The organism is Chryseobacterium sp. FH2 (assembly GCF_001045455.1).
Taxonomy (GTDB): Bacteria; Bacteroidota; Bacteroidia; order Flavobacteriales; family Weeksellaceae; genus Chryseobacterium.
This window is the reverse complement of record NZ_LFNE01000003.1, coordinates 310,895-330,066: the sequence shown is the minus strand read 5'-3', so window position 1 is coordinate 330,066 and position 19,172 is coordinate 310,895. Positions and strand designations below refer to the sequence as shown.

Here is a 19,172-nt window from a genome sequence, read left to right as displayed (position 1 = left end):
CGATAACAAAATAACCGATAAGAGTATTAAATATGTAATAATAGTTTTCTTCATATGTTATTTTTAGTCTACTTAAAGTTATTGCTAATTTTATTAAAAGTATTTATGATAAAAGAGCAAACTGCGAATATTTTTCTATATTATTAAAGTTTTCACTTAGATGTGAAACGTGTTTTAATGCAATTTTATTATTTTAAGATTAATTCTTTCTGTAGCAATTTTCGTTCCGATTGAAAAAAAAACAGTCAAAATATTTGTTTATTTTTAACATTCCTTGATCGTATTTCAAGCTATATTATTGATATACTTCATGTTTAGGTGTTTTATCCAGAATTTCAAATTCCGAATTATTACTTATAAACTCCGGCACGATTATCTTTAAAATTTTAACGACCTGTAGACTATCTTTTTTTATAGCCGCTCGCATAATTTGTTTGCATAAGACTTCTATATCTTCAAATTCCATCAATGGATCTTTTGATATCATTATTTTCTCATGATGTGTGGGAATAGTAGTAGAATTATCTGTTAAAAGCTCCTCATATAGCTTTTCACCAGGCCTTAAGCCTATAAAGTCAATTTTGATATCAACATCCGGTATATATCCTGATAATTTTATCATTCTTTTTGCCAGATCCAGGATTTTAACAGGTTTACCCATATCAAAGACGTAAATCTCACCTCCATTTCCCATTGTTCCTGCCTGCAGCACCAGTTCACAGGCTTCGGGAATAGTCATAAAATAGCGAATGATATCGGGATGGGTAATCGTAACCGGGCCTCCCTTTTCAATTTGCTTTCTGAAATGCGGTATCACAGAACCGTTGGAACCCAGTACATTTCCAAAGCGTGTCGTAATAAACTTTGTAGTATTACCCGGAGAGTTTTGCAAAGACTGCACAAAAAGTTCAGCAGCCCTCTTAGAAGCCCCCATTACATTGGTTGGGTTCACAGCCTTATCCGTAGATACCATGACAAAACGATTAACGTTATATTGTTTGGATAATAAAGCTAAATTTTTAGTCCCCCCGATATTCACAAAAATGGCTTCATGCGGATTGTCTTCTATTAAAGGAACATGTTTATATGCCGCAGCATGATAAACTATTGAAAACCGGTAATCTTCAAATAATCTTTCAAGTCTATAGTGGTTTGAAATATCCGCCAACACAAATTTGAAATTCTGGTTTGGAAATCTTTCCAACAGCTCAAGCTTCAGTTCATGCAAGGGAGATTCTGCCTGATCCACAACCACAATAAGTGATGAATCTAATTGAGCAACCTGCCTTACAATTTCGCTACCAATAGATCCTGCTCCTCCGGTTACCAAAATACTTTTATTAAAATGGCGGCTTCTTATCTCTTCATTTTCTATCTTAATTGGTACACGGTCAAGTAAATCCTCAATTTGAAGCGGACGGATGTTTTCTATAATACCTTCTTTCAATTCGTTAATTGCAGGTGCTTTTAATACCTGCAATCCTTTGTCTAATGCGAGAGTGGTCCATTCTTCCATTTCAGACTTGCCCATCATGCCTTTGATTAAAACCGCATCAAATTGGCTCGCCCAATTATTACTGTTAAGAAATTCCCTTTTATTATAAATTTTATGACCGAGCAACATTGCTTTTTTAGAATCCGATCTGGCGCTAAGAAATCCTGCTAACTGATAAGGATGGCGAGGATTATGTATGATAGCATTCGCCAATGACACGGATTCCTCTTCTATACCTACAACAGCAATTCTTACTTTGGATAAGACATCCTTGGGATCCATAAGCAAGCTAAAAAGTTGTTTGGTCATCATTCTGAAAAAGAACATCAGAAAAATAGAAATAAAAAAATATAAAAAAAGAATCGGGTATAAATACACTGTTTTACCCAATATCAATTCTAAAATAAAATTCAGCACCAGCAATACTATAAAAGTACCCCCTGACGACCACACAATTTTAAAAAAATCAAAAAAAGTGGAGTATCTTATAATTCCTGCATATGTTTTAAACAGAAACATAAATAAAATATTAACAGCAATGATTGCAAATATTTCTTCATCCCGATATTCAACAAAATTAATTTTTACCTCCAGACTTTTCAAGAACAGATATGAAATTAAGATAGAAAAAGAAATGATTGAAATATCGATAAAAAAAACTAACCATCTAGGTATATACCTAAATTCTTTGACTTTAAAAACATTCCCCATACTACAATAAACCTTAAAAATATCATTATTTTTAATTCAACATTTGGTGGCTTTTATTATTCCGCAAAGATAAATAATTATTATTAATATTTTCTATATCATGCATTAATTTTCATTTAATTAATATTGTAAAACCCCACCAGGAAAGTCTTCATTAAAGTAAATATCTAAAAATCAGCACATACAGATACGTATGGAAGATTGGATAAAAACAGCTGAATTTGGATGTCTGTAAAAATTTTACAGTAAAAAAAGTATTACTACAAAAATGTAGTAATACTAAAAAAAAATATACATAATATTCAGACCTATGTATCGTATTATTGAATAATATAAATGTTCTGCTATATTTTCATTGCCAGGTTAATTCGTCTCTCCCGGCTGGTTATAATAACCTAAATTCAGATTTGTCCTAATCTTTTTAAATACACTTATTGTTCTTTCAACATCTTCTAAGGTATGTACCGCCGTGGGGATTAATCGTAAAATAATCATTCCTTTTGGCACGACAGGATAAACTACCATAGAGCAGAAGATCTGATGATTTTCCCGTAAGTCGTGCACCAAAGCTGTAGCTTCTCCGATAGTACCATTGAGATAAACGGGCGTTACCGGAGAATTGGTATTGCCAATATCGAAACCTGCATCGGTCAGACCATTTTGCAGATTATGTGTTATTGTCCATAATTTTTCTCTAAGCTCCGGCTTTGTACGAATTAATTCCAATCGTTTTAAAGCACCAAAAACCATTGGCATGGGCAGTGCTTTAGCAAATATCTGTGACCGCATATTATATTTTAAAAATAATATAGCCTCTTTGGTACTGGCAACAAAAGCACCAATACCTGCAAATGATTTAGCAAATGTTCCAAAATAAAAATCAATACCATCCTGGATCCCCTGTTCTTCCCCAGTCCCTGCTCCCGTTTTTCCCAGACAGCCAATTCCATGAGCATCATCTACCAAGAGGGAAAAATCAAATTTATCTTTAAGCGCTACAATTTCTTTTAGTTTCCCCTGATCCCCACGCATGCCAAAAACACCTTCTGTTATTACCAATATGGCGCCTTTTGTTTCTTGTACTATTTTTTTCGCACGTTCCAATTGTTTTTCACAATCCTTTATATCATTGTGCTTAAAAACAAACCGTTTCCCAAGATGCAAACGCATTCCGTCAATAATACATGCATGTGATTCTGCGTCATATACTATTACATCTTTCCGGTCAACCAGGCTATCAATTATTGATACCATTCCCTGATAACCGTAATTTAATAAAAAAGCATCTTCCTTTTGAACATAATCAGCAATTTTTTCTTCAAACTCTTCATGCAATTTAGTATTTCCACTCATCATTCGTGCTCCCATCGGATAAGCAAGACCATATTGCCTGGCTCCTTCAGCATCCGCTTTTCTAACTTCAGGATGATTGGCTAACCCTAAATAATTATTCAGGCTCCAAACCAATTTCTTTTTTTCATTAAAAAGCATCATATTGCTAATATCTCCCTCAAGCCTTGGATAAGCATAGTACCCATGAGCATAATGGGCATGATCGCCTAACGGACCGAGACGGGTTTTTATTTTATCTAAAATATTCATATATCTGTTTGGGTATTGAATGTTTATTTTTAGTTTTCCGGTTTATCCCACAGGTTCACGACATTTTCCTCCAAAAGTTTAATAATCCGTTGCAGGCAGTACCCGTCAGATCAAAACTGCTCGGAATTTCATCCCATTTACTCCAGTAGGTTGCCAAACGTGTACCTATAGGAGTTTTATCAAGCTGTTCTTTTACATAATCTGAATAAGCATAATATAAATCCCTGTCTGGCAGTACTGTATCGTCGATGAGACATGAAGTATCTATATTTTCATAAAAAGAATTAAAAAAGTAGAATGCATCATAATCGGAGAAAGAAATTTCGTTGATATTGGAATGTATAAATTCTACATTGGTAATTTTATGCCTGTCCGCTATTTTTTTTGATATTTTGGTGAGAGAAGCCCTTTGCTCAACACCGAAAAACATTCCCTTTGTAGAAGCCGCTCCCACCAGACAAAACTTTCCGGCACCTGCTCCAATATCCAGTATTTTACTGTTAGGCTCTTCGGCAAGATACTCAGCTGCCATCTTGGCAACAGCAATTGGCGTCCAGTGGCGGCTGGCCAATTCTTTTATATGATTAGGATAAAGTTCATTAAAGGTACTGTCTTTAACATCAATATTTAATTTAAGATCATTAAAAATCATTTGATAAGTTGAATATATTCTTCGTTAGTTAAAAATTTGCTGGTGCAAATATCTGCTGAAATGCTCAAAAACCAATAGCTATATGGGTCTGTATTAATATGTGAAGGTTTTTTGTTCAAAATAGTATTTACAGCTATAATTTCACATTCACAAGGCGAAATAAGGGGAAAAGTTTCGTTAATTCCATAGACCGACCCCCATGAAACAGCTTCTTTTATGATGTTTCCTTCTACATTAAACTCAATAAGATCTATCTCACCTATTTCTTTCTGAGCGAAATCAGTGATACCTATACAAAAATCATACAAACCGATTTTTCTCAACCATAAATGGTTTTTAGTATAGTAAAGGTTTTTAGGGATAAACATGCGGATTAGATCTATTTTTTTATAAACGGTGTTTTTACAATAACCGCTTTGGCCGGTTTATTTCTGATATTGATAAAAACTTCATTCCCTATATCGGAATAGTCTATAGAAACATATCCCATGCCTATAGCTTTTTTTAATGTAGGAGACATCGTTCCGGAAGTAACAACTCCTATGACTTCCTGATTTGTATTCCAAATTTCATAACCGTGACGCGGAATACCTTTATCTTCCATTTCAAAACCTACCAGTTTTTTGGTAACGCCTTTTTCTTTCTGAATTTTTAAAAAGCCGCTATGTACAAAATCTTTCGTGAATTTTGTGATCCAGCCCAACCCGGCTTCTAATGGAGATGTAAAATCATCAATATCATTTCCATATAGGCAAAATCCCATCTCTAAACGCAACGTATCTCTTGCCGCTAATCCGACAGGTTCTATATTTTCTTCTTTTCCTGCCTCAAAAACAGCTTCCCACAAGTGGGCTGCATATCTGTTTTCTATATATATTTCAAAGCCTCCTGCCCCGGTATATCCCGTAGCAGACAGCAAAACATTAGGAATGTGGGCAAATTCGCCAATTGTGAAAGTATAGTATTCCAAATCTTTTAAGTTGATATCGGTCAGCTTCTGCAGGACTTGTACAGCTTTAGGCCCTTGAACCGCCAATAAGGAAATAGAGTCTGAAATATTGGTTATTTCCGCCCCAAAAGAATTGTTTGCAAGAATCCAGTTCAGGTCTTTTTGTATGTTGGACGCATTAACTACCAACAGATAATCTTCCTGGCCAATCATATACACCAGGAGATCATCTACTATTCCGCCTGTATCATTAGGCATACAAGTGTATTGTACTTTTCCGGAAATAAGTTTTGATGCATCATTGGAAGTAATTTTCTGAATTAACGCCAAAGCGCCTTTCCCCTGTATTGAAATCTCTCCCATATGAGAGACATCGAATACCCCCACTCCATTTTTTACGATTTCATGTTCGTGGTTTACACCTTTATACTGAACAGGCATTTCATATCCTGCAAAGTCTACCATTTTTCCCCCCAGGATATGATGTATTGCATTGAATGCCGTTTTCTTTATTTTTACAGTTTTCATATTGCACTATAAGCCAATTAATGAGGTATATGCCTCACATCCCAACAACCCTTCCGTATCTAAAATATTTTCGATTTTAATTTTGGTCATCCAGCCATCTCCGTAGGGATCGTTGTTGACAAGTTCAGGATTTGCTTCCAGCTTGGGATTGATCTCCAGTATTTCTCCGGCGATAGGTAAGAAAAGATCCGATACTGTCTTTACTGCTTCAACAGTTCCAAATACTTCATGCTGTTTTAAATTCTCTCCAAGAGTCTCGATTTCAACATACACAATATCACCTAATTCATGCTGGGCAAAATCGGTAATTCCAATATATGCCGTATCATTTTCTAATCTTATCCATTCGTGTTCTACTGTATATAAGAGGTTTTCAGGAATTTTCATTTTATTGTTGTTTATTTAGTTTATTTTGCAGAATAGGACCTCCGTTTATAATCTCTTCATTGGCGAAAGATTCAAAATCTTTAAAATTTTCTATAAACCGGGCTGCAAGTCCTAAGGCTGTTTCGTCATATTGAGACTTGTCTGCCCAGGTATTTTTGGGATTTAAAATTTCTGATGGCACTCCATCACATTGTAAAGGCATCTGAAGCCCAAAAATGGTATCACTTATAAAATCCACATTCACCAATTTGCCTTCCAATACTGCAGCAATCATTGCTCTGGTATAAGCAAGTTTTATCCGCTCACCTGTTCCATAAGCTCCTCCGGACCAGCCCGTATTAATAAGCCACACGTTTACTTTATTATCTCTCAGCTTTTTCCCAAGTAACTCGGCATATCTGGTGGGGTGAAGAGGTAGAAAAGGTTTCCCGAAGCATGCTGAAAATGTAGTCTGTGGCTTAGTAATTCCGGCTTCTGTTCCTGCTACCTTCGCGGTATATCCTGAAATGAAGTGATACATCGCCTGACCTACCGTTAATTTTGAAATGGGAGGAAGTATCCCGAATGCATCACAGGTCAGAAAGAAAATATTATCGGGTACCCCACCGATCGACGGATGTACTGCATTATCAATAAAATCAATAGGATATGCAGCCCTTGTATTTTCCGTTACTGAAATATTATCATAATCAACAATATCTGTCCCTTCAAAAAAGCGTACATTCTCTAGCAGGGTACCGAAACGGATAGCCGAAAAAATCTGAGGTTCTTTCTCTTCACTCAGATTCACACATTTAGCATAGCATCCGCCTTCAAAATTAAAAACATTATCATCATCCCATCCATGTTCATCATCTCCGATCAGTTTTCTGGATGGATCTGCTGAAAGTGTAGTTTTCCCTGTTCCTGAAAGGCCAAAAAATACAGAGGTATCTCCTTGTTTTCCAATATTTGCAGAACAATGCATCGAAAGTACATTTTTCTCATGAGGCAAAATATAATTCAATACGGTGAAAATTCCTTTTTTGATTTCACCGGTATAAGCACTTCCTCCTATGAGAATCACCTTTTTTGTAAAGTTGATAATCGTAAAATTATGCTGACGGGTTTTGTCTATCTCCGGAACAGCGTTAAAATTTGGAGCTGCCAAGATCAGCCATTCATGTTGAAATGCTTCCAGTTCCTTTTTATCAGGTCTTAAGAAAAGGTTATTAGCAAATAAGCTCTGCCACGGATTTTCTGTAATAACCCTGATATTCAGACGGTATTCTGGTTTTGCACAGGCATAAACATCCTTAACATAGATATCATTATCTGAGAGATGGCTGGTAACACGTTCATATAATCTGTCGAAATCTTCAGGAAGAAAAGGATGATTAACCTCTCCCCACCAGATCGAATCTGCGGTTTTCTCATCCTTAACAACATATTTGTCTTTAGGAGAACGCCCCGTGAACTCACCTGTATCACACGCCAATGCCCCTGATTGGATTATAATACCTTCCCTATTTCTTAGAGTCTGGGATACTAACTGAGGTTCTGATAAATTCCAAAAAACTTCTTTAGCAGGTAGGATACCTATATTTTTTAAGTGTTCAATGTACTCCATTTCAAAGTCGGTATTATTATTTCAACAAAAGTAGACTGTTTATTAAGAAATTATAATGATCTATCTCTTTCTAAAATTTGATTTAAGTCAAGTTTCACTTAGTTTAAAATAGCTTAATTTTGCAGCAAGCTATGATTTCAAAATTTCTTTTCAATAACCAGTATCTCTTTGACGAGCTTCCCCAATATGATAAGGAAATGCTCAAAGCAGCGATGCAGAATAAGAATTACCGTAAAAACGAAGCTATTTTTACGGATGGAACAATACCTACCGGTATTTTTTACTTAAAAACGGGCAAAGTAAAAAAATACAAAGTAGATAACGATGGCAGGGAACAAATCATTTATATTTATAATACCGGAGAGTTTTTTGGATATTCAGCCATTTTAAGTAACGAATCATACGGGGACACTACACAGGCTATTGAAAATTCCGTCATTGCTTTTATATCAAAAGAAGATTTTTTAAAGATTCTTGATCAGTCGGTTGTATTTTCCAGGTTGCTTTTAAAAAGCCTGAGCCATGAGTTTAGTGTGATGGCCAACCTGATGACCGTTCTCTCCCAACGTACGGTAAGGGAGCGGGTAGCGCTCAGTTTGCTGATTCTGCACAAAAAGTATAAATCAAATACCAATGAACAAAATGTATATATTGCCCTTTCCAGGAATGACCTAGCTAACATGGTGGGAACCGCTAACGAAACATTAGCACGAATACTTCATGATTTCAGGCAGGAGAGTCTTATTTTAATGGATGGACGTAAAATACAGTTGATAGATTTTAAACAGCTGACCCGTATTGCTAACCTGCATTAAACTTTTCGTAATTGCAGATATGTATACATAAATTTAGTTGTTTATTTCTTTATATTTTAGCCGTCTTTGAGATCTTTTATATGTATAAATGTATTAAAATAATTTACTAATGTTCAGGCATAAAGGAAAAGGACGTACTTATTCCCATAATCTAAAGTTAGCTTCTATTTTATCCTGTGTAGCAGGATTGGTAAATATTACAGGAGTACTTGCTGTAAATACATTAACCACTAATGTTACGGGGCATTTTGCTTTTTTTTCAGAACAGCTGTTCTTAAAGAATTACAGGATGGCCTTTATTTACTTACTTTATATTCTTTTCTTTTTAATGGGGGCCTTTATTTCAGGGCTCATTATAGAATGGGCATCCAAATACAGTTCACATACTTCCTATATCATTCCTATATCCATCGAAACAATTATTATGATTACCATAGGTTTTGCTCCCGTTTTTTTTCCTGAAAGCAATTCTTCATTTTCAATAATTATTTCTTTTATACTTCTATTCGCTATGGGACTGCAGAATGCTCTGGTAACAAAAGTATCTCAATCCGTTGTAAGAACCACCCATCTCACCGGGCTGTTCACAGATTTGGGCATAGAACTTTCACAACTCTTCTTTTATAAGGAAAAAGGAGAAAAAACAAGATTGTACAAGAGCATATTTTTAAAGCTTATGATCATCAGCTGCTTCTTTTTAGGTGGTATTATCGGTGGTTTTACCTTTCAGCACTTTGAGCTGAAAACCCTTTTGCTTCCGGCAGTTCTGCTACTATTCGCACTGTGGTACGACCGGATTCTTTTCAGGTATTATCACTTAAAAAGAAAATTCAGGCATCATGATTAACCGTACTGCCGTTTCCGTATGTATATTTTCACCATACAAAAAAACTTATTGATACTTAGTGTTTTTTTATTTTGAATGTTTTAAGCTTCTGCATAAATTTGTAAAAATTTTACATTCATGAATTATACACTTGAGCTCAATACGCAGGAGCCTGGTTCCAACGTCGTTTTTAACACCATCGTATTTGATTCGTTCAAGGTTAATATCGTAGAAAGATATACGGGACGCATGAATTTTAATCCGACACTGTGTCATGTTTTATTTAAAATCAGGACGCTGGATAATGATATTATTGCAACAAAGAGCGGAAATGTAAGGGTCAAAATTAAAGGTGATGAGTTTGAATCCTACCAAAAATTAATCCAGGTACTCAATTCTTATGACTATAAAAACAGACTCATCAACAGAGAAGAAGTTGAGCAGGAGTATGTTCATTTCATTTTGAGATTAGTCATTTCTAATTATGAGCTTAACTAATATTTTGATACACAGTTCACAAATTTAGAAAATGATTGTTCTGCCTCTAAAATGAATTTAATGACAGATCTTTCTTTTTTCATACGTAATCCAGCCGGACACGCAAGAATCAAATTGTCGGCATACCCTTTGAATGATTAAAAAAAGTTGTCTAAGGATAACTATTTTTATCATCATCTATGATAAACACATTTAAGTTTGCATATATGAAAGGTACTAATAATAAATTATGAAAAAAGTATTGTCTGTTTTTATAGCCGGAACTTCAGCAATAGCTGCCCTTATCTATTTTTCAGGGTACGGATATATTTTTAAAGCTGTGGCGATTAATCTGAAAAAAGGGCCTATTACCCCTTCCAGTGATGATGAAGAAAGGTTCCCGTCTCACACAGTTCCTACCCTGCATCCTAAGTCATGGGAGAAAGACACTTGTTACAATAGAACAGCCATTTCGGAACGCCTGGCAAAAGATTTGGAAAAGACAAGGGCTTCATCGCTTATTGTCATACATGACAATAAACTGGTACATGAACAGTATTGGAAAGATCACCACGCTGCTTCCCTTATGAATTCCTTTTCCATGGCTAAAGGTATCCTTGCCATTTTAGTGGGATGTGCCATTGACGATGGCTACCTGCAGTCTGAAGATCAGCTTATATCTTCTGTATTTCCTTGTTATAAAAACAGCCGGTATGGGAAATTTCTTACTTTTCGCCATTTGATGACCATGCAGGCAGGCATGGACTGGAAAGAAGAGTATCATCATCCTTTCGCTGAAAACTCAAAACAGTATTTTATTGATGATCTTTCAAAACAGGCTTTTGATATAAAAATAAAGGAAATGCCGGGAGAAAAATACAAATACCAAAGCATAGCAGCACAGCTTTTAGGTCTTGCCCTGAGAAAAGCAACAGGTAAAAAGCTGGCAGTTTATCTTTCAGAAAAACTTTGGAATCCGATGGGAATGGAATTTCCCGCCAAATGGAGCATTGATAAAAAGGGGATGGAAAAAGCTTTCTGCTGTATTCATGCAACACCCAGGGATTTTGCAAAAATAGGGCAGCTTATCATGCAGAAAGGCAACTGGAACGGCAAACAGCTCATCAGTAAAGACTACTGTAAAAAACTTCTTACCCCAACAAAAGCAAATGACGCCTTTTGTTTTACCCTATGGGCCAATGATGAAAACGAAATTAAATATCGGTTCTTCTATGGTTTTTTAGGTCAGTTTATCATTATAATTCCTGAAAAAAAGATGGTTATCGTGAAAACAGGTTTTTATAACCGGCTGGATGTAGATAAAAAACAAAGACCGCTCCAGGTAAAGCTTCTGGTCGAAGAATTTTTAAAATAAATTCTCGTTAAGAAAGATACAATTTTATCCAAGGGTTTTCCTGTTGCTTCAGCTCCATCATCATAGATCATAATGGCTACTTCGTCGATGGCCTTTAAGAAATTAGACTTCTCAAAATTTCGGTATATTGTATAAAATTTAGAAATAATTATGAATAATACGTTTTTTACAATTTTAGGCTGGGTAGCCACTGTTACTGCAATGGCGATGTATGTTTCATATATTCCCCAGATAAGCAATAATCTTAAAGGTCTAAAAGGTGATTGGTTACAACCTTTGGTTGCAGCTATTAACTGTACGCTTTGGGTTACCTATGGTCTCCTTAAAAAACCAAAACGTGACTGGCCTGTTGCCATTGCTAATTCTCCCGGAATTATATTCGGGCTCATTGCATTTATTACTGCTATTTAAAATAAAAAATAAATTCCTACATCACTTAACATGATATTTTCTCCAAATATCAAATCTTAGAGAATTATTGTTTAAATTTAAACTGTTATTAATTAAATTTCTAACAATGGAGAAAATCACATCAAAATTCGACAAAGTATTAAATGCGTCTCATGAGTTCGGAAAGGTAAACCATGAGCCCGATTCAAGTAAAGAAGTTCAGATTAACACCCCTGAAAAGACAATGCCTTTTTCAGATCAAATCGGAAACTATCAACGTAATAAAGGAATTCCTTTTAAATCTTACAAAGACTCCAAAATATATATTGTAGGAAGCGGGATTGCCGGAATGGCAGCTGCCTATTACTTTATCCGTGATGGCCATGTACCCGGGGAAAATATTATCTTTCTCGATCAGCTTCACGTAGAAGGAGGTTCTTTGGATGGAGCGGGAAATGCAAAAGACGGATACATCATCCGTGGAGGGCGAGAAATGGATATGACTTATGAAAACCTCTGGGATATATTCCAGGATATACCGGCTCTGGAACTCCCTGCTCCATACACTGTATTAGATGAATATCGCCTTATCAACGATAACGATCCTAATTATTCCAAAGCAAGGCTTATACATAATCAGGGCCAGATACAGGACTTCAGCAAATTCGGATTAGAGAAAAAAGATCAGCTGGCGATAGTCAAACTTTTACTAAAGAAAAAAGAAGAACTTGATGATTTAACCATTGAAGATTATTTCAGTGAATCATTTTTGAGCAGTAATTTCTGGTTTTTCTGGCGTTCAATGTTTGCCTTTGAGAACTGGCACAGTTTATTGGAGTTAAAATTATACATGCACAGGTTCCTTCATGCAATCGACGGAATGAAAGATTTTTCATGTCTCGTTTTTCCGAAATATAACCAGTTTGATACATTTGTAACCCCATTGAAAAACTTTCTGGTCGAAAAGGGAGTAAAAATCCAGTTTAACACCTTGGTAACAGATTTGGATCTACACGTTAACACAGAAGGGAAGGTTGTTGAAAATATCATTACAGATCAGGATGGTAAAGAAGTAAAAATTCCTGTAGGAAAAGAAGACTACGTTATCATTACCACAAGCTCTATGACAGAAAGCACTTTCTATGGTGACAACAACACAGTTCCGGTGGTTACCGTAGACAACAGCAGCAACGGACAAAGTGACGGATGGAAATTATGGAAAAACCTTGCAGCCAAATCTGAAGTATTTGGAAAACCTGAAAAATTCTGCAGCAATATAGAAAAGTCTTCTTGGGAGTCTGCTACATTAACCTGTAGGCCTTCTGCTTTTGTTGACAAATTAAAAGAATTATGCGTTAATGATCCTTATTCAGGAAAAACTGCAACAGGAGGCATTATTACGATTACTGACTCGAACTGGCTGATGAGTTTTACCTGTAACAGACAACCTCACTTCCCTACTCAGCCAGATGATATTCTGGTAATCTGGGTATACTCCTTATTAATGGATAAAGAAGGAAATTATATCAAAAAGACAATGTCTGAATGTACCGGAAATGAGATTCTAACTGAACTTTGCTATCATTTGGGAATTATTGACCAAGTGGATAATGTAATAGAAAATACCATTATCCGTACTTCTTTCATGCCATATATAACATCTATGTTTATGCCAAGAGGGAAAGGAGACCGCCCGAGAGTAGTTCCGGAGGGGTGTAAAAATTTAGGGCTGATAGGGCAATTTGTAGAAACCAACAATGATGTCGTTTTTACCATGGAAAGCTCTGTGAGAACGGCAAGAATAGCAGTATATGAATTATTAAACCTAAATAAACAAGTTCCCGATATCAATCCTCTGCAATATGATATCCGCCATTTACTGAAAGCTACACAAGCTTTAAATGATTATAAGCCATTCTTAGGGGAAGGTATTTTAAGAAAAATTTTAAAAGGAACTTATTTTGAACATATTCTTGTTAATCACTCTGAAGAAAAAGAAGAGCATGAATCTTTTTTCATGGAACAGATAGGAAAATTCCAGGATTGGATAAAAGGTATTAAAAATTAAATGCAAGTCACAACATCTTTATTCTCGCATCTTAAACAACGATACAGATTGCATTATATTTCAAAGTAAAAATTTATTTTAAATAAAAAAGGCTGCTTCAACAATAGCAGCCTTTTATAATAAGATATTTTATTTTGAATATCAGGAACCGGTTTGACTGTATAAATAAAATAATTAAATTTTAGTTTTCGTCATGAGGTGTATCCACAGGTTTAGATTCAGGAGACCCCTTCTCACGGAGCCAGATTGAAAGGATCACAAGGGAAAAAACTGCCAAAAACTCACTCTGCCAGTTTTGTAAAGATTCAAACCAAAATCTTGATTCACCTATATACTTTATTGCAGGTACAGGCAGCTCATGTTTGGAAATTTGTTCTGTGTTAAAATCTTTGAGGCTTCCATAAAAATGAAATGCAAAGCTGATGATAAATAAAATGGCAAAAGCAATAGATAAAGAATGCTTATATAAAGCAAGCCAAATACCGCCTTTTTTTACAGGCCAAGGTGCATTTGCATGCGGAACAGGTTCTCGGTCGACATCCTCTTTCTCCTCTAAAGATTTTGATTCACTTGAGCCTTTCTGCCTTAAGGAAACGGTGAGCAAAATATACAACATCATCTGTAAAAATTCGCTTTCCCAATTTTCAAAAGTAGCCTGAATAAAATGTCCGCTGTGAATATATTCACCTAAGCTCAGCAAAGCCTGTCCTTCTTCTGCCAATTCCTTATTTTCAGTTTTCCAACCTGTAAAAAACTGACCTGCCCAGCATGAAAGCATTAAAATAATCAGCACAATGCTCAAGCTGTTTCTGTAAATAAAGCTTTTTTTAGACATATCGGTATCAATTTATATTTCCTCTTTTGAAGTTATTCTTTGTAAATTACTGACAGCAGGTGCTGTCAGCATTTTGCCGTTAACACTAAAACGTGAGCCGTGACAAGGGCAGTCCCAACTTATTTCAGCGCTATTCCAACGCACTTCACATTTTGCATGCGGACAGGTACTTTCTAAGATGTGCAATTTCCCGTTGGTTTCTTTATAAACTGCATAAGATTCGCCCTCATATTGTATGACCTTAGCTTCTCCATCTTTAAGCTCGGTGAGGGAATCTATTTTTTCAACAAAAACTTTGTCTTTTATAAAATCCATTGCAACACTTATACCCTCTTTTATAAAATTTGAAAATCCGGCAATTGGTTTTATTCTGGCAGGGTTAAAAAGATTTTCATATTTATTTGCTCCGTTAATAATCAAATCACTTAAAATCTGAGATGTAATCGTTCCGAAAATCATTCCGTTTCCCCTGAAACCAGTAGAAACATAAATATGACCATTGCTTCCCGGTAATTTTCCAATGTAGGGCATTCCGTCAACAGGTTCATAATATTGACTTGACCAACTGTACACTGCCAAATCTACATCAAAATATTTCCGGACATAATTTTCCAGTTTAGAAAAACATTCACCCGTATCATCCGCGTGACCTGTTTTGTGATCTTCCCCTCCTGCAATTAATAAATCTTCACCATTGATATTCTGGATCCTGTAATAGTGATAAGGATCGGTAAGATCATAGCCTAAATCTTCAGGATAGTTATTTCCATTCAAACTAAAAGCAATAGCATAGCTTCGGTAAGGAGCAACCGTAAAATTAAGAACATTTACTCCCGGAGGGGTATGGGTTGCATAGATAACTTTTCCTGCCTTAACAATTCCCTTCGATGTATTTAAAATTACGGAATCTGCTTGCTCGTCATGGCTTTCACAAAGGCAGTCTTCTACAATAACGCCCCCTCCGTTAATAAAAGCTTCGGCAAGCCCCTGAATATATTTTATCGGATGAAATTGCCCCTGATCAGGAATGGCAACGGCTTTCTTAAAAGGAATAGGAAAAGGGATATCATTGGTAAAAATCATCTGATGCCCAACTTGTGAAGCCCCTTCCACAATATCATCTAATTGCTTTTCCTGCTTTTCATCGAGAGCAAAAAGGTAAGCCGTTTTATTTTCAAAATCGCAGTCGATATTAAATTCCCTGATATTATTTTTAATCATATTTTTGGCCTCAATTCCTACATATTTGAGAAGCTTTGCATTCTGTAAGCCAAAATCTTTTATGGCCCGAGCATACGTTGTATCAAAGAAATTATTCAGATGAGCAGTGGTTCCCCCTGTAGTCCCAAAACCGATATTTGCAGCTTCCAGGAGAATACATTTTTTACCGGAAAGCTGCAATCTGACAGCAGTTGAAATACCGGTGATTCCCCCACCAACAATTGCTACATCAAACCATTGACTAAAATCTGCATCAGAAGAAAATCTTTTGATTTCTTCCTGCCAAATACTTTTTCGCGCTCCGTCTCTGTTCATGTCATAATCAGTTTAAATTAATAAATTGTAAGACCAATCTTACCAATATTTTTTGCGTTTTTGTCATTCTGCTTCATCAAATTCATATCAGATTTAATGACAGACTCCTTAATAGAAGTATGAGCTCCATGAAATTTAACTTGAAATCATAAGTTGATTAAGCTCGCTTTTAAAACACCCTAAAATAAATTCAGTATAAAATAATTGGGCATCCAAAGCCTGTGTTTTAGGATGAAGCTCAATACATTTTGAAAGCACAGTTTCACCTTTATAACTAAAGGAAAAGAAAGCAAAAATTTTAAATCCTGAATTTCTGACAGGCGTTGCATATCCTGTAATTGCGATTCCCCAATCTGTTTCAAATGATTTTGCTATATTCAGCGCCATGGTATCGGCAATATTCTGAGTAACACAATCGTTTTCTTTAGCTTCAATTCGATTGACATTTAAAAACTTTACTTTTTCGGGGAGAGTATAAGTCGTCATACCACCTTTGTAAAATAAGCTTGCGTTGGGCATTTGAGAAAAGGAAAGCTGTATCAATCCTGATGTAACACTTTCCGCAATTGAAACGCTTTCATTGGCAGTAATCAACGAATTACTAATGTATTCAAGTAAATTTTGCTGAAATTTCATGGCATTTGCTATTTTATTTAATGATTATTTTTAAATATAGTTTTGCAATATTCTCTACTTCCAAGGATCTAAGACTACTTTTACGCATCCGTCTTCTTTTTTATGAAAAATCTCATAACCTTTTGCTACTTCATCCAAAGAAAGCCGATGGGTAATAATATCATCCAGCTTTACCTGACCATTTTCAATATATTTTAAAAGTTTGTCGATGATTGCATGTACAGGAGATTGTCCGGCTTTTAGTGTAATTCCTTTATCAAAAATTTGTCCGAGTTTAAAATTATCATAATGTACGGGATACACCCCTAGAACAGAGACAATCCCGCCACGTCTCACCCCGCTTAAACAAGCTTCCAGAACTTTAATCGAACCTTTTTCAAAATTAATCAATGCTTTTGCCTTGTCTAAAAAACTGCGTTCAGGCTCAAAACCTACGGCATCAATGCAGAGATCTGCACCCCGCCCATCCGTTAGATCCCGGATTTGCTGCACGGTTTGATCAGCATTTTCCCACTGGATAATATCGCAACCTGTAAGTTTCTTAATTTGTTCTAACCTGTAAGGTAAAGTATCAATAACGATTACTTTTTTAGCATTGTGAAGAATTGCACTTTTAGCTGCCATAGAACCAACAGGTCCCGCTCCGAAAATTGCAACAGTTTCCCCACCTTTTAATTCTCCCCACATAACGCCTGTATAACCTGTTGGGAAAATATCTGTCAGAAACAAAACCTGTTCATCAGTAAGATTTTCAGGAACTTTTCGCGGACCAAAATTAGCATAAGGCACTCTCACATATTGTGCCTGACCTCCGTTGTATCCTCCATAAAGGTCGGTATATCCAAACATTCCGCCTCCTTTTTCGGTGAGAATACCTCCTTCGGGACCGTAATGTTCAGGATTACTGTTTTCACAAGCTCCTGGAAGATCATGCTGACAAAAATAGCAGCCTCCGCAAGCTATCGGAAAAGGAACGACTACCCTGTCTCCGCTTCTTAAATGAGTAATATTTTTTCCTACTTCTTCAACAATTCCCATGAATTCATGCCCCATTACCATTGGCTTTAATTGTGGCATTCCTCCCGAATACATGTGTAGATCACTTCCGCAAATGGCTGTTGAAGTAACTCTTAAGATAATATCATTTTCGTTCTGGATAATAGGATCATCCATCGTATCACAGGTAATTTTACCTGGAGCGTGAAAAACTGCAGCTTTCATAATTTTAATATTTTATGTGGTGTGTAATATTTTAAAGTTGGCTAATTGTGCCTAACTGTTTCTATCTTCTCCGAATTTCCAAACGTGAGGCTGTGAAACTGCATTTATAAATTCTCAGTCGCTTTTTATGTAAGAAATGATATATGTTTTTATTGTTGACATTACTTGCCTTATAAATTTTTCTCACCTCCTAAATAAATCCGACTATTACGCCAGATTAGCTATCAATTTCTCATGTTGTTTGATTCTTTAATGAACTTAAGTAATTGAGCTTTGCATTCTGATTTTCTTTACTTTTTATATCATGTCATTTTGGTGATATGAAAAATAATGCAATAATATGACCAAATTTCTAATGCTGTTTACTTTAATTATATCATGTAATACATGAGCCGAAAGCCATATAGAAAATTCCTATATGGCTTGAAATTATATGTACTAAAGGGGCTTAATCTTCTTGCTCGGCATCAAAATTAATCGATGTTTCTGCTATTTCTGTAAGATTATAATCTGTATCTTCCTCTTCCTGTAATGTTTTTTCTAATAGATCTGCAGCTTTGTCATGCCCCATTGTGATGGCAAGCTGGGCAAGACCTCCATAGGTTGCAATTTCGTAATGCTCAACTTTTTGTGCTGCTATAATTAAGGCTGCATCACGCGTCATAGAACCTTCTTCGGTAGATTTTATTATTTCTTCGCCTTCTTTTATCAACCCATCCATTGCCTCGCATTTTTTTTGTTCCGCTGTTTCATTAATTAGTTTAAAAACTTTTTCCAGACGGCTAATATGCTTTTTGGTCTGAAGCTGGTGATCTTCAAAAGCGTCTTTCAGTTCTTCTGTAGTTGCAGCATCATGCATAGTCTGCAGAGCATCTACTAATTTGTGCTCAGCATAATAAATGTCTTTTAATGCATCAACAAAAAATTTGTGCAGAGAAGAATTTTTCATTTCGTTCTCATTAACAGTAGCATTTCCTACCGCAATTTTTTTGTCTGTAGCTGTTGTATTATTATTTTCTGTCTTAGTTGCCATAGTGTGATGTGTGGTGTTTAATTAAAA

18 protein-coding genes are annotated in these 19,172 nt (G+C 35.7%); 6 read left to right on the top strand and 12 right to left on the bottom strand.

The window, feature by feature from the left end; translation table 11 throughout:
- Positions 1 to 295 precede the first annotated feature (295 nt).
- The 7 genes from ACM39_RS06645 to pckA form a co-directional block, all read right to left on the bottom strand.
- Positions 296 to 2,206 (bottom strand): polysaccharide biosynthesis protein, encoded by a 1,911-nt coding sequence (locus ACM39_RS06645; protein ID WP_048510244.1) that lies wholly within the window; start codon positions 2,204 to 2,206, stop codon positions 296 to 298.
- 363 nt (positions 2,207 to 2,569) lie between these two features.
- On the bottom strand, positions 2,570 to 3,808 hold the full coding sequence (locus tag ACM39_RS06640; RefSeq protein WP_048510243.1) for an aminotransferase class I/II-fold pyridoxal phosphate-dependent enzyme: 1,239 nt from the start codon (positions 3,806 to 3,808) through the stop codon (positions 2,570 to 2,572).
- A 55-nt stretch (positions 3,809 to 3,863) separates the two neighbouring features.
- Entirely contained in the window at positions 3,864 to 4,460 is a 597-nt protein-coding gene (locus ACM39_RS06635; protein ID WP_048510242.1) for a methyltransferase domain-containing protein, read from the bottom strand.
- On the bottom strand, positions 4,457 to 4,828 hold the full coding sequence (locus tag ACM39_RS06630) for a glycine cleavage system protein H (RefSeq protein WP_048510241.1): 372 nt from the start codon (positions 4,826 to 4,828) through the stop codon (positions 4,457 to 4,459). The genes ACM39_RS06635 and ACM39_RS06630 overlap by 4 nt, the downstream gene beginning before the upstream one ends.
- 11 nt (positions 4,829 to 4,839) lie before the next feature.
- Positions 4,840 to 5,937, bottom strand: a complete 1,098-nt coding sequence (gene gcvT, locus ACM39_RS06625; RefSeq protein WP_185097451.1) for a glycine cleavage system aminomethyltransferase GcvT — start codon at positions 5,935 to 5,937, stop codon at positions 4,840 to 4,842.
- 6 nt (positions 5,938 to 5,943) lie between these two features.
- Positions 5,944 to 6,324 carry a glycine cleavage system protein GcvH gene (gene gcvH / locus ACM39_RS06620; protein WP_048510240.1) on the bottom strand — a complete coding sequence of 127 codons (381 nt, stop codon included), beginning with the start codon at positions 6,322 to 6,324 and terminating at the stop codon, positions 5,944 to 5,946.
- 1 nt (position 6,325) lies between these two features.
- The gene (pckA, locus tag ACM39_RS06615; protein WP_048510239.1) at positions 6,326 to 7,933 is read right to left on the bottom strand and encodes a phosphoenolpyruvate carboxykinase (ATP); all 1,608 of its coding nucleotides are present in this window, start codon (positions 7,931 to 7,933) and stop codon (positions 6,326 to 6,328) included.
- Positions 7,934 to 8,064: 131 nt separating this feature from the next.
- Here pckA and ACM39_RS06610 point away from each other — a divergent pair, with 131 nt between their 5' ends.
- From ACM39_RS06610 to ACM39_RS06585, 6 genes are all read left to right on the top strand, one after another.
- Positions 8,065 to 8,748 (top strand): Crp/Fnr family transcriptional regulator, encoded by a 684-nt coding sequence (locus ACM39_RS06610; RefSeq protein ID WP_048510238.1) that lies wholly within the window; start codon positions 8,065 to 8,067, stop codon positions 8,746 to 8,748.
- A 109-nt stretch (positions 8,749 to 8,857) separates the two neighbouring features.
- Entirely contained in the window at positions 8,858 to 9,595 is a 738-nt protein-coding gene (locus ACM39_RS06605; RefSeq protein WP_048510237.1) for a YoaK family protein, read from the top strand.
- Positions 9,596 to 9,712: 117 nt separating this feature from the next.
- Positions 9,713 to 10,072: a hypothetical protein gene (locus tag ACM39_RS06600; protein WP_048510236.1), complete on the top strand. Its 360-nt coding sequence runs from the start codon at positions 9,713 to 9,715 to the stop codon at positions 10,070 to 10,072.
- Positions 10,073 to 10,301: 229 nt separating this feature from the next.
- The gene (locus ACM39_RS06595) at positions 10,302 to 11,426 is read left to right on the top strand and encodes a serine hydrolase domain-containing protein (RefSeq protein ID WP_048510235.1); all 1,125 of its coding nucleotides are present in this window, start codon (positions 10,302 to 10,304) and stop codon (positions 11,424 to 11,426) included.
- Positions 11,427 to 11,576: 150 nt separating this feature from the next.
- Positions 11,577 to 11,837, top strand: a complete 261-nt coding sequence (locus tag ACM39_RS06590) for a SemiSWEET family transporter (protein WP_048510234.1) — start codon at positions 11,577 to 11,579, stop codon at positions 11,835 to 11,837.
- Positions 11,838 to 11,943: 106 nt separating this feature from the next.
- Positions 11,944 to 13,884, top strand: coding sequence for an oleate hydratase (locus tag ACM39_RS06585; RefSeq protein WP_048510233.1), 1,941 nt, complete (start codon positions 11,944 to 11,946; stop codon positions 13,882 to 13,884).
- 181 nt (positions 13,885 to 14,065) lie between these two features.
- On the opposite strand, the gene ACM39_RS06580 is transcribed toward ACM39_RS06585, so the two are convergent.
- From ACM39_RS06580 to ACM39_RS06560, 5 genes are all read right to left on the bottom strand, one after another.
- Positions 14,066 to 14,719 (bottom strand): DUF6766 family protein, encoded by a 654-nt coding sequence (locus tag ACM39_RS06580; RefSeq protein ID WP_048510232.1) that lies wholly within the window; start codon positions 14,717 to 14,719, stop codon positions 14,066 to 14,068.
- Positions 14,720 to 14,731: 12 nt separating this feature from the next.
- Entirely contained in the window at positions 14,732 to 16,255 is a 1,524-nt protein-coding gene (locus ACM39_RS06575) for an FAD-dependent oxidoreductase (protein ID WP_048510231.1), read from the bottom strand.
- A 135-nt stretch (positions 16,256 to 16,390) separates the two neighbouring features.
- Positions 16,391 to 16,891, bottom strand: coding sequence for a CinA family protein (locus tag ACM39_RS06570; protein ID WP_048510230.1), 501 nt, complete (start codon positions 16,889 to 16,891; stop codon positions 16,391 to 16,393).
- Positions 16,892 to 16,945: 54 nt separating this feature from the next.
- Positions 16,946 to 18,112 carry a zinc-dependent alcohol dehydrogenase gene (locus tag ACM39_RS06565; RefSeq protein ID WP_048510229.1) on the bottom strand — a complete coding sequence of 389 codons (1,167 nt, stop codon included), beginning with the start codon at positions 18,110 to 18,112 and terminating at the stop codon, positions 16,946 to 16,948.
- Positions 18,113 to 18,560: 448 nt separating this feature from the next.
- Entirely contained in the window at positions 18,561 to 19,145 is a 585-nt protein-coding gene (locus tag ACM39_RS06560; protein ID WP_048510228.1) for a ferritin-like domain-containing protein, read from the bottom strand.
- Positions 19,146 to 19,172 lie beyond the last annotated feature (27 nt).

Coding starts and splice junctions, on each gene's coding strand:
- ACM39_RS06630 (WP_048510241.1), bottom strand. CDS start 4,828: ATGTTTATCCCTAAAAACCTTTACTATACTAAAAACCATTTATGGTTG.
- ACM39_RS06600 (WP_048510236.1), top strand. CDS start 9,713: ATGAATTATACACTTGAGCTCAATACGCAGGAGCCTGGTTCCAACGTC.
- ACM39_RS06645 (WP_048510244.1), bottom strand. CDS start 2,206: ATGGGGAATGTTTTTAAAGTCAAAGAATTTAGGTATATACCTAGATGG.
- ACM39_RS06605 (WP_048510237.1), top strand. CDS start 8,858: ATGTTCAGGCATAAAGGAAAAGGACGTACTTATTCCCATAATCTAAAG.
- ACM39_RS06580 (WP_048510232.1), bottom strand. CDS start 14,719: ATGTCTAAAAAAAGCTTTATTTACAGAAACAGCTTGAGCATTGTGCTG.
- gcvT (WP_185097451.1), bottom strand. CDS start 5,937: ATGAAAACTGTAAAAATAAAGAAAACGGCATTCAATGCAATACATCAT.
- ACM39_RS06585 (WP_048510233.1), top strand. CDS start 11,944: ATGGAGAAAATCACATCAAAATTCGACAAAGTATTAAATGCGTCTCAT.
- ACM39_RS06575 (WP_048510231.1), bottom strand. CDS start 16,255: ATGAACAGAGACGGAGCGCGAAAAAGTATTTGGCAGGAAGAAATCAAA.
- ACM39_RS06565 (WP_048510229.1), bottom strand. CDS start 18,112: ATGAAAGCTGCAGTTTTTCACGCTCCAGGTAAAATTACCTGTGATACG.
- gcvH (WP_048510240.1), bottom strand. CDS start 6,324: ATGAAAATTCCTGAAAACCTCTTATATACAGTAGAACACGAATGGATA.
- ACM39_RS06640 (WP_048510243.1), bottom strand. CDS start 3,808: ATGAATATTTTAGATAAAATAAAAACCCGTCTCGGTCCGTTAGGCGAT.
- ACM39_RS06635 (WP_048510242.1), bottom strand. CDS start 4,460: ATGATTTTTAATGATCTTAAATTAAATATTGATGTTAAAGACAGTACC.
- ACM39_RS06590 (WP_048510234.1), top strand. CDS start 11,577: ATGAATAATACGTTTTTTACAATTTTAGGCTGGGTAGCCACTGTTACT.
- ACM39_RS06560 (WP_048510228.1), bottom strand. CDS start 19,145: ATGGCAACTAAGACAGAAAATAATAATACAACAGCTACAGACAAAAAA.
- ACM39_RS06595 (WP_048510235.1), top strand. CDS start 10,302: ATGAAAAAAGTATTGTCTGTTTTTATAGCCGGAACTTCAGCAATAGCT.
- pckA (WP_048510239.1), bottom strand. CDS start 7,933: ATGGAGTACATTGAACACTTAAAAAATATAGGTATCCTACCTGCTAAA.
- ACM39_RS06610 (WP_048510238.1), top strand. CDS start 8,065: ATGATTTCAAAATTTCTTTTCAATAACCAGTATCTCTTTGACGAGCTT.
- ACM39_RS06570 (WP_048510230.1), bottom strand. CDS start 16,891: ATGAAATTTCAGCAAAATTTACTTGAATACATTAGTAATTCGTTGATT.